Source organism: Vibrio sp. Hal054 (assembly GCF_037162405.1).
GTDB classification, from domain to species: domain Bacteria; phylum Pseudomonadota; class Gammaproteobacteria; order Enterobacterales; family Vibrionaceae; genus Vibrio; species Vibrio diazotrophicus.
In genome coordinates, this window is sequence record NZ_JARLUT010000001.1 from 423,867 (window position 1) to 441,599 (window position 17,733).

The 17,733-nt window shown below is 42.9% G+C and carries 15 protein-coding genes and 2 tRNA genes; 12 read left to right on the plus strand and 5 right to left on the minus strand.

Annotated features, from left to right (window positions below):
• Positions 1-51: 51 nt before the first annotated feature.
• A complete protein-coding gene (locus tag P4S58_RS01950) occupies positions 52-1,341 on the minus strand; it encodes a peptidoglycan DD-metalloendopeptidase family protein (RefSeq protein ID WP_102963244.1) in 1,290 nt (429 codons plus the stop codon).
• Positions 1,342-1,472: 131 nt separating this feature from the next.
• On the opposite strand from P4S58_RS01950, the gene tyrS reads away from it, so the two are divergent.
• Entirely contained in the window at positions 1,473-2,660 is a 1,188-nt protein-coding gene (gene tyrS / locus P4S58_RS01955) for a tyrosine--tRNA ligase (protein ID WP_102968091.1), read from the plus strand.
• 93 nt (positions 2,661-2,753) lie between these two features.
• Here the strand turns inward: tyrS and dacB are convergent, their stop codons facing one another.
• From dacB to P4S58_RS01970, 3 genes are all read right to left on the minus strand, one after another.
• The gene (gene dacB, locus P4S58_RS01960; RefSeq protein WP_337164489.1) at positions 2,754-4,049 is read right to left on the minus strand and encodes a serine-type D-Ala-D-Ala carboxypeptidase; all 1,296 of its coding nucleotides are present in this window, start codon (positions 4,047-4,049) and stop codon (positions 2,754-2,756) included.
• Entirely contained in the window at positions 3,971-4,192 is a 222-nt protein-coding gene (locus tag P4S58_RS01965) for a hypothetical protein (RefSeq protein WP_337162819.1), read from the minus strand. The genes dacB and P4S58_RS01965 overlap by 79 nt, the downstream gene beginning before the upstream one ends.
• 141 nt (positions 4,193-4,333) lie before the next feature.
• Entirely contained in the window at positions 4,334-5,347 is a 1,014-nt protein-coding gene (locus P4S58_RS01970) for a porin (protein WP_102968093.1), read from the minus strand.
• A gap of 561 nt (positions 5,348-5,908) precedes the next feature.
• Here P4S58_RS01970 and greA point away from each other — a divergent pair.
• On the plus strand, positions 5,909-6,382 hold the full coding sequence (gene greA / locus P4S58_RS01975) for a transcription elongation factor GreA (protein WP_102954122.1): 474 nt from the start codon (positions 5,909-5,911) through the stop codon (positions 6,380-6,382).
• Positions 6,383-6,472: 90 nt separating this feature from the next.
• Here greA and yhbY read toward each other — a convergent pair whose 3' ends face one another.
• Positions 6,473-6,769 carry a ribosome assembly RNA-binding protein YhbY gene (gene yhbY, locus P4S58_RS01980; RefSeq protein ID WP_042484407.1) on the minus strand — a complete coding sequence of 99 codons (297 nt, stop codon included), beginning with the start codon at positions 6,767-6,769 and terminating at the stop codon, positions 6,473-6,475.
• A gap of 119 nt (positions 6,770-6,888) precedes the next feature.
• Here yhbY and rlmE point away from each other — a divergent pair, with 119 nt between their 5' ends.
• From rlmE to infB, 10 genes are all read left to right on the plus strand, one after another.
• Entirely contained in the window at positions 6,889-7,518 is a 630-nt protein-coding gene (gene rlmE / locus P4S58_RS01985; RefSeq protein WP_042484404.1) for a 23S rRNA (uridine(2552)-2'-O)-methyltransferase RlmE, read from the plus strand.
• Positions 7,519-7,616: 98 nt separating this feature from the next.
• Positions 7,617-9,581 carry an ATP-dependent zinc metalloprotease FtsH gene (ftsH, locus tag P4S58_RS01990; RefSeq protein WP_102954123.1) on the plus strand — a complete coding sequence of 655 codons (1,965 nt, stop codon included), beginning with the start codon at positions 7,617-7,619 and terminating at the stop codon, positions 9,579-9,581.
• Positions 9,582-9,667: 86 nt separating this feature from the next.
• Positions 9,668-10,501, plus strand: coding sequence for a dihydropteroate synthase (folP, locus tag P4S58_RS01995; protein WP_102968094.1), 834 nt, complete (start codon positions 9,668-9,670; stop codon positions 10,499-10,501).
• Between the two features lie 37 nt (positions 10,502-10,538).
• Entirely contained in the window at positions 10,539-11,879 is a 1,341-nt protein-coding gene (gene glmM, locus P4S58_RS02000; protein WP_102963249.1) for a phosphoglucosamine mutase, read from the plus strand.
• 258 nt (positions 11,880-12,137) lie between these two features.
• Entirely contained in the window at positions 12,138-12,476 is a 339-nt protein-coding gene (gene secG, locus P4S58_RS02005; RefSeq protein ID WP_042484726.1) for a preprotein translocase subunit SecG, read from the plus strand.
• Positions 12,477-12,502: 26 nt separating this feature from the next.
• Positions 12,503-12,585, plus strand: a tRNA-Leu gene (locus P4S58_RS02010).
• A gap of 54 nt (positions 12,586-12,639) precedes the next feature.
• Positions 12,640-12,716: transfer RNA gene (locus tag P4S58_RS02015), tRNA-Met, on the plus strand.
• A 216-nt stretch (positions 12,717-12,932) separates the two neighbouring features.
• Complete coding sequence (gene rimP, locus P4S58_RS02020; protein WP_042484396.1) at positions 12,933-13,388, plus strand: ribosome maturation factor RimP; 456 nt, start codon at positions 12,933-12,935, stop codon at positions 13,386-13,388.
• Between the two features lie 35 nt (positions 13,389-13,423).
• Positions 13,424-14,911: a transcription termination factor NusA gene (gene nusA, locus P4S58_RS02025; protein WP_102968095.1), complete on the plus strand. Its 1,488-nt coding sequence runs from the start codon at positions 13,424-13,426 to the stop codon at positions 14,909-14,911.
• A gap of 22 nt (positions 14,912-14,933) precedes the next feature.
• On the plus strand, positions 14,934-17,639 hold the full coding sequence (gene infB, locus P4S58_RS02030) for a translation initiation factor IF-2 (RefSeq protein WP_042484391.1): 2,706 nt from the start codon (positions 14,934-14,936) through the stop codon (positions 17,637-17,639).
• Positions 17,640-17,733: the final 94 nt, after the last annotated feature.

The following is a 17,733-nucleotide window of genomic DNA, read 5'->3' on the forward strand; positions in this document are numbered from 1 at the left end:
TTTGTCTTCTAGACATCTTCATCTTTGGTTTATATAGATACAGACAACTCGTTATTTTGCGTACAGTAACTGGCTGTATCTGTCTAAACGCTGCAGTCTAATTTCCGCGTTAGCAATGAAAGTTTGCTTTGCTTTGCCTGTTAATGATTGAGATTGAGGCAATGACACTGTTCGTGGATTTTTATGAACACCATTGACCAAGAATTCGTAATGCAGATGAGCACCTGTCACTCGGCCTGTTCTGCCTAAGGTTCCAATCATCTGTCCTTGTTTTACTCTCTGTCCCGTTTTAACGGTTCGCTTAGTCAAATGCAGGTATTTGGTAATGTAGGTATTGCTGTGACGGATAAATACATAGTTACCGTTGAACTGGTTATAGCTCGATTTTTCAACCACGCCATCGCCAGCAGCCCAAATAGGTGTACCGATAGGCGCAACATAATCGGTACCTCTGTGTGCTTTCACTTGTCCAGTTACTGGGTGTAAGCGTCTTGGGTTAAAGTTGGAAGATACCCGACGAAAATCAAGTGGTGAGCGCAAGAAGGCTTTCTTCATAGCTCGACCGCTTGGGTCATAGTAGTTCCCCGTATTGTCATCAAGTACTGCAGTAAAGTTTGTACCTTGGTTGATAAAGCTAGCAGCAATGATGTTTCCGCGATCAACCACTTCCCCTTCAACGATCTTTTCTTGATAGAGCAGTTTGAAGCTGTCACCAGAGCGAATATCCAAAGCGAAATCGATATCCCAACCAAAAATCCCTGCCAACTCCATAATTTGGTTGGCGCTTAAACCTGCAGACATTGCTGCGTTCCAGAAGTTTGACGTAATTTCCGCTTCAGCATAGTTGTATTGGTAGAAGACTTCTTTCTTGTCTATTTCCGAGGTGTAACCATTTTCAGATTGGGTGATGACAAAGGTTTCGTAAGCACTCAGTTTGCGTTTAAGTTGAACCAGTTCATTGTTGTCATCAAAGCCAAACTGCAGTTCATCGCCTGGACGTAGACGGCTTAACTGTTTGTTAATCTCATCGTTACTAGACGTTAAGCTGTATAGCTGTCTGGCACTAAGTCCAATACGTTGGAATAGAACTGCGGCGCTTTCTCCGGAACGAACCTTGTATTGCTCCCAGCGCAGAATCGCAGAAGGAAGAATCGTCGAGCCCGGAGAGAGAGCTTCACTATTAATAGCAAGTGGGTAGTGACGACCTACTTGTAGTTTGTTTGGATTCTTTTGCAAAGACTCTGGGCTAGGCAAAAATAAAAGAGCAAAAACAATCAACGCACTGCATAACGCGATTAAAGTTCGATGAATCCATGGAAGACGAGTGAAAATAGAAAGCATACTCGGAGGTCATTCAGTCAATAATTAATAAAAAATCCAGTTACGTAGTCTAACTGGTTTCAAAATGCATCGCTATTCAAGTAATATGTCGAACTATTAAATTTTTGCCAAATCTGTGGGAGTGAACAAGAATGGCGAGTATTGAAGCGGCTTTAGCTGAAATTAAACGTGGTGTTGAGGAACTGATTCCTGAAGAAGAGCTGATTGCTAAGCTTAAAGAAGGCCGTCCTTTACGTATCAAATTAGGTGCCGATCCAACTGCACCAGATATTCATTTAGGTCACACTGTGATTCTGAATAAGTTACGTACTTTCCAAGACTTAGGGCATGACGTTACTTTCCTTATCGGTGATTTCACCGGTATGGTCGGTGACCCAACGGGTAAAAATACCACTCGTCCACCGCTAACTCGTGAAGACGTTCTACGTAACGCTGAGACGTACAAGCAGCAAGTGTTTAAGATCTTAGACCCAGCGAAAACCAAAATTCAGTTTAACTCTGAATGGTTATCTGAGCTTGGTGCAGAAGGTATGATTCGTCTGGCTGCAAACCAAACGGTTGCTCGCATGTTAGAACGTGATGATTTTAAGAAGCGTTATGCAGGCGGTCAGCCAATTGCTATTCATGAATTCATGTACCCACTCCTGCAAGGTTATGACTCAGTAGCGATGGAAACGGACGTTGAGTTAGGTGGTACTGACCAAAAGTTCAACCTATTGATGGGACGTGAACTGCAAAAATCTAGCGGTCAAAAACCTCAAGTTGTACTAATGATGCCACTATTAGTTGGTTTAGACGGTGAAAAGAAAATGTCTAAATCAGCAAACAACTACATTGGTATTAGTGAAGCTCCAAGTGAGATGTTCGGTAAGATCATGTCTATCTCTGACGATCTGATGTGGAGCTACTACGAGCTACTGTCATTCCGCCCTCTTGCTGAGCTTGAAAAACTGAAATCAGACGTAGCAAATGGCGCAAACCCTCGTGACGCTAAGATTCTTTTGGCTAAAGAGATCATTGCTCGTTTCCACAGTGAAGAAGATGCTGAAGCAGCAGAACAAGAGTTTATCAATCGTTTCCAAAAAGGTGCGATGCCAGATGAGATGCCAGAATTCGAATTTGAAGCTGGTATTGCAATCTCCAACCTACTTAAAGATGCTGGTCTTGTTAATTCAACATCCGATGCAATGCGAATGATCAAGCAAGGCGCGGCTAAGCAAGACGGTGAAAAAATCGAAGATGCTAAGCTAGTTCCAACTGCGGGCACTTATGTTTACCAAGTTGGTAAGCGTAAATTTGCACGAGTAATTGTGAAGTAATTTGCTGCATATCGAACATCAAAAAGCGCCTGTCGGCGCTTTTTGTGTTTTAAGGATACGTATGTTTAATCAACGCGCTTCTTAGCTCTAAAGCTATTTACTGAGCTCAACAACTTGTCGATAAAAGCTTTTTTCAAACGTCACCAGAGGAGCTTCTACAGGGACTTCGTTTTCGACTTCTGGTGGGAAGTAATCCGTAACAAACTGGATGAAGACAGCACTTGGTTTCCCTTTTTCATCTAAACCATATCCAGCCATATTGTGCGTTCCGTAGAGAGAGCCGCTCTTGGCTTTGATTCTTCCTTTAATCATCTCTTCTCGCATGCTACGGCGATACTGCAATGTCCCTGATTCTCCAGAACTCGGTAATAGGTTAATTAAACCTAAGGTTTTGTCGTGTTTCCAAATGTAATGCAGGATTTGAAGCATACTTGATGCTTGAAGCCGGTTATTGCGTGATAAACCAGAGCCATCGACCAGTTGCTCATCTTTAAGAGAAATACCGGTCTGCTTGCTGATCACTTCCTTTATGGCTTCTGTACCGTTGTTAAAGCTACCTGCTTGTTGGTAATAATGTCTGCCTATAGATTTTGTTAACGTATCCGCTATCAGGTTGTCAGAATCTTTGAGCATGGTATCGAGCAGAACGGGCAGAGGTTCTGATTGATGAGTTGCGATGGCTTTTCCTGTCTTTGGCATCTTTCCTATTTTTATCTCACCTTTAAGCTGAAGTCCCAATTGATTGAGCAATTTATACACGACTCTTTGTGCATAAAGATTGGTATTTTGTACCGCAAATTTTAGAGGCAGTGGCTTTGCTCGTTCAGCCAAACATCCAGACAGTTGATAGTGGTTTTCTTGTGTCGGATAGAGTTCTAAATCACAGTATCGTGACTCTTGTTGTTGTTCAGAAACCGTTTCAGCATCGGTCATTACATAAACAGGGTATTGTTCAGGTACGTAAACACGAGTGGTTCCATCTTTCTCCGTATAGATCGAAGATTGAATGCAGTTACCATCGATATTGATCGCACTTGCTGGTGCGCTATAGCAGACCCCTACAATATCCCAAGGCCAACCTACGGCTTTGTCATATCCGGTGAATGCTGTGTTATCTAACCAAATGTCGCCAGAGATTAACCCCGAGTTTGTGGATTTTATATTACCCAGCAGTTGCTTGATGTTTTCTGAAGATAAAGTTGGGTCTCCAGAAAATACCAGAGAATAGCTATTACCTGACTGTGATAAGGCTGTTTGGAAACGAAACTCATCGCCCAACTCCAGTTTTGCGGCAAGCGCGGTTACGATTTTTAACGTACTGGCAGGAGGGAAGTATTGGTTTGTCGACTGAGTGTCTGTTTCAATCTTGTCAGTAAGCTTTTTCGCAATAAGTGCATAACGAGTAGCAGGGGGAGCTGAGCAGCAACTTGATTAGCCTGCGCCTGAAAGGAAAGTAGGGTGATCGTCAATCCAACCACAAAACTAAAAACGATTTTTTCAAAGGTGAGTTTGGCTAAAAAGATACGCTGCATACGGACTACAAAATTGCCTAAAAGTGCAGTCAGTATAATGTGTTAAGCAGCAAGTTTCATTGCTGTTTTGGTTAAACTTTTATGTGCTAAAAACAAAAACGCCTGCAAAGCAGGCGTTTTAAGAAAAGGCATTGTTTACGATTAGAAATCGTAACGCATACCTAGCACAACTTCGTCTTCAGCTTGAGCTTTTGTCGCAGTACCTTGCGAGTAAACACCGTTTGAGTCTGAAGATGTGAATGCATCACCAGCGTCAATTAGGTTGAAGTTGTATGACACATAAGCACGGAAGTTAGGCTTGAAGTAGTATGATGCATCTACAGCAATATTATCTGCTGTAGTATTGTCCCAAGTTTCTTCGTTGTTGTAAGTAGTTGTGAATACTGTTTGACCTAGTTTATAAGCCGCAGCAAATTCGTAACCTGTGTAATCTACGTTTGTATCTTTTTCACCGTCAGTGAAAATACCCGCTAAGTAGAAATCTGAGATTTTGTAAGATACAGCTAGCATATACTCGTTTTGAGTATCTTGGTCTGCATAACCAGCACCTAGTTTCAGGCCTGTATCACCGAGTGCATAGATAGCTGATAGAGAGTAGCCATCTTCACCATTGTCTGCATAGCCACCATCTGCAGCGGCAGTACGGTCAGCAAAACGGTAGCTAGCTTTTAGTGAAAGGTCAGAAAATGCACCTTTGTACGAAATCATGTTGTCAGTACGGTCCGCTACAGCAATTTTGTCTGCCGCTGAGTTACCGTGGAAAGCCATGATATCGGTAAAGTCTGTGATAACGCCTAGTGCACCTTCGTTTTTACCGTAAGTGACTTCACCGAAGTTACCGCCGATACCAGCATAAGCGTAACGGTTCATTAGGCTATCTGAACCTGAACTGTCAGTTTTACCTTGATCCGATGTTGTAAACTCACCTTCGTAGAAACCAACACCGTATAGGCTGTCGGTGATCATGCTTTTACCAAGGAAGTTTAGACGAACGCGAGATAGGTCGTCTGCTTTGCCATCTTTAAGAGATAGACGTGCTTCAGCACGGCCACCCATAGTAAGAGTGTCGCCATCTTTGTTGTATAGTTCGTTAGCATTTGCGCCTGTTGCCACTGCTGCGCCTGCCACTGCTAGAGCAATTAGAGTCTTTTTCATTTTTTAATCCTAATTTACTGTCCATAAATAGAAAATAGAGTGTGAATATACTACAACGCACATATCTATCGTCCTTTGAATACTTAAGCCGATCAAGATTCCTATGTCATGTTTATGTGAAAGTTGCATAAACAAGTTTAGAGACCTTACGGATATTGCGTAGTTAGATTTAAACCGCAAAGTTCCCGTGCTTGTTAGTAAAATGATGTAAAAAACTCAATTGAACGATGTTTTATTGCGCTTAAAAAATATCAAGTGAATGTATTTAAAGGATTTATATGTTTTTCTAATCTTTTTTTAATCGAATGTTAAGTGCAAATATTTATGTTTTTTTATTTTAATGGTGGAAATGTGAACTGGATAAAATGTGACCTAGATCGCTGTGGAATCTAGGTTTGTGCGCGGAAAGCCAATTCTTGTATCTAATTTTTAATTTGGATGATTTCGACAGAAACTTTGTTTACACTTAGACGAAATACATTTATCTAATACAGCCTATCTCTCTAGGGAGGTTAGGCTGTTTCGTTTTGTCCAAAGGCAGCTTTGGCGTAGAGGTATAAAATGGAAAAAGTTCCTATGACAGTACGCGGTGAGAAATTACTGCGTGACGAACTTGAAAGATTATTGAAATTGCGCCCACAAATTTCGCAAGCTATTGCAGAAGCTCGTGAGCTAGGTGACTTGAAAGAGAATGCTGAATATCACGCTGCTCGTGAAGAGCAAGGCATTTGTGAAGCGCAGATCCGTGATATTGAATATAAGCTATCTGTGGCTCAAGTTATCGATGTAACGAAAATGGATAAGACAGGTAAGGTTATTTTTGGTTCTACAGTGACACTGATCGATGTAGATACAGATGAAGAAAAAACTTACCAAATTGTTGGTGATGATGAAGCAGATATCAAAGCAGGTCGAATTTCTGTTAGTTCACCTATTGCTCGCGGATTGATTGCAAAAAGCGAAGGTGACGAAGTGACCATCGTGACGCCTGGTGGCGATAAAGTATTTGAAATTGATAGAGTAGATTACCTTTAACTGTAGAGTTTTAGTTCTCTTAAAATATAAAAGGTCGCTAAGGCGACCTTTTTGTAATCTTAAGTAACACTTTTTACTGCAGAACAGTTATTACTTACGAGGTAGTTCAATCTTACGTTGCTCTGAAGGACGATACAGAACCAGTACTTTACCAATTACTTGTACTTTCTCTGCTTTAGTCTCTCGAACGATCGCGTCAACAATCAGTTGTTTTGTTTCGCGATCTTCAGATACCACTTTCACTTTAATCAGTTCATGGTGGTCAAGCGCAATTTCGATTTCTGCCAGAACAGCTTCGGTCAGCCCGTTAGCGCCCATTAAGACGACTGGGTTTAAATGGTGTGCTAGACCTTTTAGGTGCTGCTTTTGTTTGTTGCTTAGGTTCATTACGCGCCCAAATTTCTTTATTATCAGGGTTGAAAAAAGCTATTTTAGCGCCATCTATCTTTGAAGACTATATTTTCTACCATACTTTCTCAGATAGACGCTGTTTGATTAGGATTAGAATGAGTAAACAAAAACATTCAGCGAGCTCTGGCCGCTGGTTGAAAGAACATTTTGATGACAAGTATGTGAATGAAGCTAAAAAGAAAGGTTATCGTTCACGTGCTATCTTTAAAATTGAAGAAATTCAAGAAAAAGACAAATTGTTGAAGTCCGGAATGACAGTGGTTGACTTGGGGGCCGCTCCTGGTGGATGGTCACAATATGCCGCTGGTATTGTCGGTGATAATGGGCAAGTTATTGCTTGTGATATTTTGCCGATGGATTCAATTGCTGGTGTATCGTTTCTTCAAGGTGATTTTCGTGAAGAGGCGGTTTTGGAAGCGCTTTTAGAGAGAATTCAGCCTGATATGGTCGATGTCGTAATGTCTGACATGGCACCTAATATGGCAGGTAACCTTTCTGTTGACCAACCTAGGGCGATGTATCTGGTGGAATTAGCATTAGATATGTGTCGACAAGTTCTTGCGCCTAATGGTAGTTTTGTTGTCAAAGTGTTTCAGGGCGAAGGATTTGACCAATATGTTAAAGATGTCCGCGACATGTTTAACGTTGTGAAAATTCGTAAACCAGATTCTTCAAGGGCTCGCTCTCGAGAAGTTTATATCGTCGCCACTGGTTACAAAGGTTAACTATTTTACCTTGGTGAGAAAAGTTAACACTATAGCTACAGCCTAGAAACTGTAGTACCCTACCTTTAATTACAACTAGTTATCGAGAGGCTTACACCTTGAGTGACATGGCAAAAAATTTAATTCTGTGGCTTGTAATCGCTGTTGTGTTGATGTCTGTATTCCAAAGTTTTGGTCCAGGTGATAACAACGGTAGAACTATCGATTACACGACCTTTGTACAAGAAGTTGGTCAAGGCCAGATTCAAGAAGCTCAATTCAATAACAGTGAGATAAGCTTTACTCGTAGAGGCAGTAGTGCACGTTACGTGACTTATATGCCTGTATATGATGAAAAATTACTTGATGACTTGATCAATCAAAATGTGAAAGTTCAAGGTACTGCTCCAGAAGAGCAAAGCCTACTTGGAACTATCTTCATTTCTTGGTTCCCAATGATTCTGCTCGTAGGTGTGTGGATTTTCTTCATGCGCCAGATGCAAGGTGGCGGTGGCAAAGGCGCGATGTCCTTTGGTAAGAGCAAAGCCCGCATGATGAGCGAAGAGCAAATCAAAACCACATTCGGCGATGTCGCAGGCTGTGATGAAGCAAAAGAAGATGTAAAAGAGCTGGTTGATTATCTGCGTGATCCAAGCCGTTTCCAAAAACTGGGTGGTAAAATTCCAACGGGTGTGTTGATGGTTGGTCCTCCAGGTACAGGTAAAACATTGCTTGCTAAAGCGATCGCTGGTGAAGCCAAAGTACCTTTCTTTACCATATCTGGTTCTGACTTCGTAGAAATGTTTGTTGGCGTCGGTGCATCTCGTGTTCGTGACATGTTTGAACAAGCTAAGAAAGCGTCGCCTTGTATTATCTTCATTGATGAGATCGATGCAGTAGGTCGCCAACGTGGTGCTGGTGTTGGTGGTGGTCACGATGAACGTGAGCAAACACTAAACCAAATGCTGGTTGAAATGGATGGTTTCGAAGGTAACGAAGGTATCATTGTTATCGCAGCGACTAACCGTCCTGACGTACTTGACCCTGCACTTCTTCGTCCTGGTCGTTTTGACCGCCAAGTGGTTGTAGGTTTACCAGACGTACGCGGACGTGAGCAAATCCTTAAAGTTCACATGCGTAAAGTTCCTCTGGCAGGAGACGTTGAACCTTCGTTAATTGCTCGTGGTACTCCGGGTTTCTCGGGTGCTGACTTAGCGAACCTTGTCAATGAAGCTGCTCTGTTTGCTGCTCGTGGTAACAAGCGAAATGTTTCTATGGTCGAGTTTGAGCTGGCTAAAGACAAAATCATGATGGGCGCAGAGCGTCGTTCGATGGTGATGTCAGAAGAAACAAAAGAATCAACGGCTTACCATGAAGCTGGTCATGCCATCGTCGGTCGTTTAGTGCCTGAACATGATCCAGTTTATAAAGTGTCGATCATTCCTCGAGGCCGAGCTCTTGGTGTGACTATGTACTTACCAGAGCAAGATCGTGTAAGTATGTCAAAACAGCATCTAGAGTCGATGATCTCAAGCTTGTACGGTGGTCGTCTTGCTGAAGAACTGATTTACGGTGTTGAGAAAGTGTCGACTGGTGCATCTAACGATATCGAACGAGCTACTGATATTGCTCGTAAGATGGTCACTCAATGGGGTTTCTCTGAGAAATTAGGTCCAATGCTTTACGCTGAAGAGGAAGGCGAGGTTTTCCTTGGACGTAGCGTAACGCAAACCAAACATATGTCAGATGATACTGCTAAGTTGATAGATGACGAGATTCGTATCATCATTGACCGCAACTACGAACGTGCTCGCAAGATTCTGCTCGAAAATATGGATATCATGCATTCAATGAAAGATGCATTGATGAAATATGAAACGATCGATGCAGGCCAGATTGATGATCTGATGGAGCGTAAATCAGAGATTCGTCAGCCAGCAGGTTGGGGCGATCAAGCTAAGTCTCAGCAAGAAAATGCTGAAGAGGCTTCTAAAGTTTCTGAGCCTGTTGAAGAGAAAAAAGAAGAGTCGAAAGCAGAAGATAATTCTGAAGACTCATCTGCTGAGAAAAAAGATTCAGAGTAATCTTATATCACCTATAAAACCCCGACTTGTTCGGGGTTTTCTGTTTCCGGGTTATGGAAACATGGTTATGGAAACATTCATCGTTTATGAAATTAACAACAGCAACTAAAGAACTCATTCTCGACCGTCCTCATGTTATGGGGATTCTGAACACGACTCCTGATTCATTTTCAGATGGCGGCAGTTATACGTCGATAGATAATGTCATTGCTCGTGCAAAACAAATGATAGAGGCGGGTGTCAGCATTATCGATATTGGTGGAGAATCTACCAGACCGGGTGCTCCTGACGTGAGCCTTGAGGAAGAACTTCGACGTGTCATTCCAGCAATCAAAGCGATTCGAGAGTTTAACCAAGATGTTTGGATATCAGTTGATACCAGTAAAGCTGAAGTGATGCGACAATCGATAGCGGCTGGTGCAGACCTAATCAATGATGTTCGTTCCCTGCAAGAGCCGGGGGCTTTGGAAGTTGCAGCTCAAGCGCAAGTGCCTGTTTGTATCATGCACATGAAAGGACAACCGAAAACGATGCAAATCAATCCGGAATACGATAATGTTCTGGATGAAGTTGAAAGCTTTCTGCTAGATAAATTAGCAGCTTGTGAAAAAGCTGGAATTCCAAGAGAGAACGTCATTTTAGACCCTGGTTTTGGCTTTGGTAAATCAATTGAGCACAACTATCATCTACTCGCCAACTTAGAAAAACTACATCGCTTGGGGTTACCTATTTTGGCTGGAATGTCGCGTAAATCGATGATCTTTAAGCTTCTTGAGAAGAAACCAGCGGAATGTATGGTTGCAAGTGTGACTTGTGCAACGATTGCCGCTATAAAAGGCGCACAGATTATTCGCGTTCATGATGTCGAAGAGACATTGGAAGCGATGAAAATCATCCAAACAATGAACAACAATTTATAAGTAACAATAAGTTATAAAAATTAGTTAAGGATACATTATGTCTGACGAAAGACGTTATTTTGGTACTGACGGCGTGCGTGGCAAGGTAGGTCAATACCCGATTACTCCTGATTTTGTACTTAAGCTTGGCTGGGCAGCAGGGCGCGTACTTGCTAAACAAGGTACTAAGCAAGTGATCATCGGTAAAGATACCCGCATTTCTGGTTACATGTTGGAGTCTGCTCTAGAAGCGGGTCTTGCAGCTGCGGGTTTAAAAGCTGTATTGACTGGCCCAATGCCAACGCCAGCGGTAGCGTATTTGACTCAAACATTTCGTGCAGAAGCGGGGATTGTTATCTCAGCATCACACAACCCGTATTACGACAACGGCATTAAGTTCTTCTCATCGGATGGTACAAAGCTGCCTGATGAAGTGGAGTTGGCTATTGAAGCTGAGTTAGACAAAGAGATCACTTGTGTTGAATCTGCTCTACTAGGTAAAGCTTCACGCTTAGTTGATGCTGCTGGTCGTTATATCGAATTCTGCAAAAGCACTTTTCCAAATAAATTAAGTTTGGCCGGACTGAAAATTGTCGTTGATTGTGCACACGGCGCGACTTACCACATTGCTCCGAATGTGTTTAAAGAACTGGGTGCCGATGTTATTGCTATGGGTATTGAACCTAATGGTACAAATATCAACGATAAAGTAGGTGCAACGGATGTCGCTGCACTACAAAAACGTGTTGTGGAAGAGCAAGCTCATCTAGGTCTGGCTTTTGATGGCGATGGCGACCGTTTAATTATGGTTGATGAGAATGGCAATAAGGTCGACGGCGACCAAATCGCTTATATCATTGCTCGCGATGCGTTGCGTCGAGGAGAATTAAAAGGTGGTGTTGTTGGTACGCTAATGACAAACCTAGGTATGGAAAATGGTCTAAAACAACTGGGTATTCCATTTGTTCGTGCTGCAGTTGGTGACCGCTATGTAATGGAGCAATTACTGGCTAAAGGCTGGAAGATCGGTGCTGAGAACTCTGGGCATATAATCCTGTTGGATAAAGTCACCACTGGTGATGCGATTGTTGCCGCGCTACAAGTTTTAGCTTCAGTTGTAGGTAGTGAAATGTCACTAGGCGAGTTGTCCAAAGGAATGACTCTCTATCCTCAAGTGTTGGAAAATGTGCGTTTTAGTGGTGATACCAATCCGTTAGAAGCAGAAGCTGTGATTGCGAGTGTTAAAGAAGTTGAAGCAAAACTTGGCGCTAAAGGCCGTGTTTTACTACGCAAGTCAGGCACTGAGCCTTTGCTTCGAGTAATGGTAGAAGGTGAAGATGCTGAACTGGTTAAATCTTCCGCTTTAAAAATTGCAGAAGCTGTAAAAGCTAACTGTTAAGTCTTGTTTTTGTTGGTTCCTAAGTTTTTAACCGAGTTAGAAATTTGGAGCCAAGTTTAAACTAATATCACTTTGAGCCTTTTTTGACCGTTTGATAAGCAAACGGGATATTTTTAACAAATATCCCTTGTCAGTCATACTCGCATTCGATAGTATTGCGTCCGCCTTCTGTTAGGAGGTCGCTAGCCTTGTTCTTGTCGATGATTGCAAATGATTAGAACGGCGCTGGCTCAACAATTTGGAACATAGGTGGAAGCGATGTTTACAGTTCTACTTGTGATTTACCTGTTGGCAGCGGTTGGTATCATTGGCCTAGTGTTGATCCAGCAAGGTAAAGGCGCAGATATGGGAGCCTCATTCGGTGCTGGTGCTTCAAACACAGTGTTTGGCGCGAGCGGCTCAGGAAATTTTCTAACCCGAATGACTGCAATTTTTGCAACAATATTTTTTATCTTTAGTCTTGTGCTAGGCAACATGTCTACACATAAAACTGAATCACAATGGGTTGACCCTGCTAAAGGTCAAGTGATTGAGCAAACTACTGAAGGTACATTGAGTGAAACTCCAGCCTCAACAGGCGACGAAATTCCTCAATAATCTTACTTTTAAGTAAGAAAGGTTATGCCGAGATGGTGAAATTGGTAGACACACTAGCATGAGGTGCTAGCGCTTCGGTGTGAGGGTTCGAGTCCCTCTCTCGGCACCATGTTTACAAACTTGTAAAACACCTTGTTGAGCGTATAATTGCTCACAAGTCGGACGCGGGGTGGAGCAGCTTGGTAGCTCGTCGGGCTCATAACCCGAAGGTCGTCGGTTCAAATCCGGCCCCCGCAACCAATTATCTTCTATTTTATAGAGAGTTAATTGTTGCAAGTTTGGCAGTGTTTACCTCACTGCAGTTGAGAAGAAATTCTCAATTTATCAGGGTCCAGCAGCAAAAACCCCGACTTTCGGGGTTTTTTGTTATCTGTGTTTCTTAATGTGAAATACAGGTGCTTTGCTTGGAATTTAAATTGGGCTCTATGCCCTTTTTTTGTTTCTGGAGTGGTTTAAATGACTGGTTTAGAAAGACAATTAACAGAAATGCTTGACGCGCCTGTAGCGGCATCAGGTTATGAGTTAGTTGGATTGGAGTTTGTTCGCGCAGGACAACACTCAACACTACGTATCTACATTGATCATGAAAACGGTATTAACGTTGACGATTGTGCAGAAGTAAGTCACCAAGTGAGTGCTGTATTGGATGTTGAAGATCCAATCACTGTTGCTTACAACTTAGAAGTGTCTTCGCCAGGTATGGAAAGACCACTCTTTAAAGCTGCACATTATGATCAATTTATCGGTCACGAGGTCAGCATCGTTTTGAAAATGGCTGTAGCAAACCGTCGTAAATGGAAAGGCATCATTCACTCAGTTGATGGTGAAACTGTTGCTATAACTGTAGATGGTCAAGAAGAACATTTTGCGATTAGCAACATTTCAAAAGCTAACCTGATCCCTAAATTTTAGTTCTCCTAGAGAAAAGAGCTTAAGAGGCTATAACAATGAGTAAAGAAATTTTAGCGGTTGTAGAGGCTGTTTCGAACGAGAAAGCAGTACCTCGTGAGCGTATCTTTGAAGCGCTTGAAATTGCGCTAGCAACATCGACTAAGAAAAAATACGAAATTGACGTAGATGTTCGCGTTGCTATCGACCGCAAAACGGGTGAGTTTGAAACTTTCCGTCGTTGGTTAGTTGTAGACGAAGTGGAAAACCCAACAAAAGAGATGTCTCTAGACGCTGCATCTTATGATGATGATTCAGTTGAGTTAGGTCATTACTACGAAGAGCAAATCGAATCTGTAACATTTGACCGCATCACAACGCAAACAGCGAAACAAGTTATCGTACAGAAAGTACGTGAAGCCGAACGCGCACAAATCGTTGAGCAGTTCATCGACAACGAAGGTGAGCTAGTAACAGGTGTGGTTAAAAAGGTTAACCGTGAGACTGTTATCCTAGATCTTGGTAACAACGCTGAAGCGGTTATCTTACGTGAAGACCAACTACCACGTGAAAACTTCCGTCCTGGCGATCGTGTTCGTGGCCTACTTTACAAAGTGGCTCCAGAAGCTCGTGGTTTCCAACTATTCGTAACACGTTCTAAGCCTGAAATGTTGGCTGAACTGTTCCGTGTGGAAGTGCCAGAAATTGGCGAAGAGATGATCGAACTGAAAGGTGCGGCTCGTGATCCTGGTTCTCGCGCGAAAATCGCTGTGAAAACAAACGATCGCCGTATTGACCCAGTGGGTGCGTGTGTCGGTATGCGTGGTGCACGTGTACAGGCTGTATCTAGCGAACTTGGTGGTGAGCGCATTGATATCGTGCTTTGGGATGATAACCCTGCACAATTTGTGATCAACGCAATGGCTCCAGCTGACGTTGCTTCTATCATTGTTGATGAAGATGCACACTCAATGGATATCGCTGTTGAAGCAGATAACCTAGCTCAAGCAATTGGCCGTAACGGTCAAAACGTACGTCTAGCGTCTCAACTTTCTGGTTGGGAACTGAACGTAATGACAGTTGCAGATCTAAACAAGAAACACCAAGAAGAATCAATGGCAGCTATCGAGCGCTTCATGAAGTACCTCGATGTTGAGCAAGATTTTGCTGAGCTGTTGGTTGAAGAAGGTTTCTCTACATTAGAAGAAGTTGCGTATGTTCCTGTCAACGAACTACTAGAAGTAGACGGTCTGGATGAAGACCTAGTTGAAGAACTGCGTAACCGTGCGAAAGATGCATTGACAACAATTGCATTGGCACAAGAAGAATCGTTCGAAGGCCTAGAGCCAGCTGAAGACCTACTATCTCTAACTGGTCTTGAGCGTGATATGGCATTTAAACTTGCTGCTAAAGGTGTAGTAACACTAGAAGATTTAGCAGACCAAGGCATCGACGATCTTGAAGGTATTGAAGGTCTAACCGAAGAACGCGCTGGCGAGCTCATTATGGCAGCTCGTAACATTTGTTGGTTCGGTGAAGACGCATAATTTCAGCAAGGGAGGAAGCGGCATGACACAACTTACAGTTAAAGCACTGAGTGAAGAAATTGGTACTCCAGTTGACCGCTTATTAGAACAACTTGCTGATGCTGGCATGAAAAAAACGAGTTCAGACAGCGTATCAGAAGAAGAAAAAAGCAAACTTCTGAATCACTTACGTAAGGAACATGGAGAGGGCTCAGGATCTGAGCCTACTCGTTTAACGCTCCAGCGTAAAACCCGTAGTACACTAAGCGTAAGTGCTGGTGGCGGTAAAAGTAAGGATGTTCAAGTTGAAGTGCGCAAAAAACGAACGTATGTTAAGCGCAGTGCAGTTGAAGATGAAGCAAAACGCGAAGCAGAAGAAGCTGCTAAGCGCGAAGCTGAAGAATTAGCGAAACGTGAAGCTGAAGAAGCTGCGAAACGTGAAGCCGAAGAAAAGGCAAAACGTGAAGCAGAAGAAAAAGCGCAACGAGAAGCAAATGAAAAAGCAAAACGTGAAGCAGAAGAAGCTAATCGTGATGCACAGGGTGGGGCGAAACGTGAACGTTCTGCTGAAGATAAAATGAAGCAAGAAGCAGCGCGAAAAGAAGCCGAAGCACTGAAGCGTCGTCAGGAAGAAGAAGCTAAGCGTAAAGCTGAAGAAGAGAGTCTTCGTCAGCTTGAGAAAGCACGTGAATTGGCTGAACAGAATAATGAGCGTTGGTCTGCTGAAGAAGAGAAAAAGGGTAAAATGGAAGAGAATACAGATTACCATGTGACCACATCGAGCTATGCTCGTGCGGCAGAAGATGAAGCAGACCGTCGTGAAGAAGGTGCTCGTCGCCGTAGTGCTGCTGCTAAGACGAAAAAGACGAAAATGTCTAATCGCGACGATAAGCAAGAGCGCGATACTCGTCGTGGTGGTAAAGGTCGTAAAGCTGGCAAGATTGCTAAGCCATCGTCAATGCAACACGGCTTTGATAAGAGTGCAGTTGTTGCTAAATCCGATGTTGTGATTGGTGAAACTATCGTAGTTTCTGAACTGGCAAGCAAGATGTCAGTAAAAGGGACTGAAGTCATCAAAGTGATGATGAAGATGGGAGCAATGGCGACGATCAACCAAGTGATTGACCAAGAAACAGCACAACTTGTTGCTGAAGAAATGGGTCACAAAGTGGTTCTTCGTAAAGAAAATGAACTTGAAGAAGCGGTAATGCAAGACCGTGACAACGAGTTCGAAAAAGTTGCTCGTGCTCCAGTCGTTACCATTATGGGTCACGTTGACCATGGTAAAACTTCAACGTTGGACTACATTCGTCGTACACACGTTGCTTCTGGCGAAGCAGGTGGTATTACGCAGCACATTGGTGCATACCATGTAGAAACACCAAACGGCATGATTACGTTCCTTGATACTCCTGGACACGCGGCGTTTACGTCAATGCGTGCTCGTGGTGCTCAAGCGACAGATATCGTTGTTCTTGTTGTTGCAGCAGATGATGGCGTAATGCCACAAACAGTTGAAGCTATCCAGCACGCAAAAGCGGCAGGTGTACCTTTGATTATCGCTGTGAACAAGATCGACAAAGAAGATGCTAACCCAGATAACGTTAAGAATGAGCTAGCTCAATACGATGTTATTCCTGAAGAGTGGGGCGGTGAGAACATCTTCGTTCATATCTCTGCAAAACAGGGTACAAACATTGATTCACTACTTGAGTCTATCCTTTTACAAGCTGAAGTTCTTGAACTCACTGCAGTTAAAGATGGTATGGCTTCTGGTGTTGTCATCGAATCACGCCTAGATAAAGGCCGTGGTCCAATTGCAACTGTTCTTGTACAGTCAGGTACTCTGAACAAAGGTGATATCGTACTTTGTGGTCAGGAATATGGCCGTGTTCGCGCAATGCGTGATGAAGTTGGTAACGAAGTTAACGAAGCTGGTCCTTCTATCCCGGTAGAAATTCTAGGTCTTTCTGGTGTTCCTGCGGCAGGTGACGAAGCGACAGTTGTACGTGATGAGCGTAAAGCGCGTGAAGTTGCAAACTATCGTCAAGGTAAGTTCCGTGAAGTGAAACTGGCTCGCCAGCAGAAATCTAAACTAGAGAACATGTTCTCTAATATGACTGCGGGTGACGTTTCTGAACTGAATATCGTACTGAAAGCTGACGTACAAGGTTCTGTTGAAGCAATTTCTGATTCATTAGTGAAACTATCTACTGATGAAGTAAAAGTGAACATTGTAGGTTCAGGTGTTGGTGGTATTACAGAAACAGATGTAGTACTAGCAGCGGCTTCAAACGCTATCGTTGTTGGCTTTAACGTTCGTGCTGATGCATCAGCTCGTCGTGCAGTTGAAAACGAAAATATCGATCTACGTTACTACTCAATCATCTACCAATTGATTGATGAAGTTAAAGCGGCAATGAGCGGTATGCTTGCTCCAGAATTCAAGCAAGAAATCATTGGTCTTGCTGAAGTTCGTGACGTGTTTAAGTCACCGAAACTGGGTGCAATCGCTGGTTGTATGGTTACTGAAGGTACAATCAAGCGTAACAGCCCAATTCGTGTACTACGTGATAACGTGGTTATTTACGAAGGTGAACTTGAATCGCTACGTCGCTTTAAAGACGACATGCAAGAAGTTAAGAACGGTTATGAGTGTGGTATCGGCGTTAAGAACTACAACGATGTTCGCGTAGGCGACCAAATTGAAGTATTCGAAACGGTTGAGATTCAACGTACCATCGATTAATTCGTTAAAATTGATGAGACCTAATGATTATTCGTTAGTCATAATGGCTCATCAACTAGAACAAACGGCAATGTTCGGTTGTTGAATACGCCAT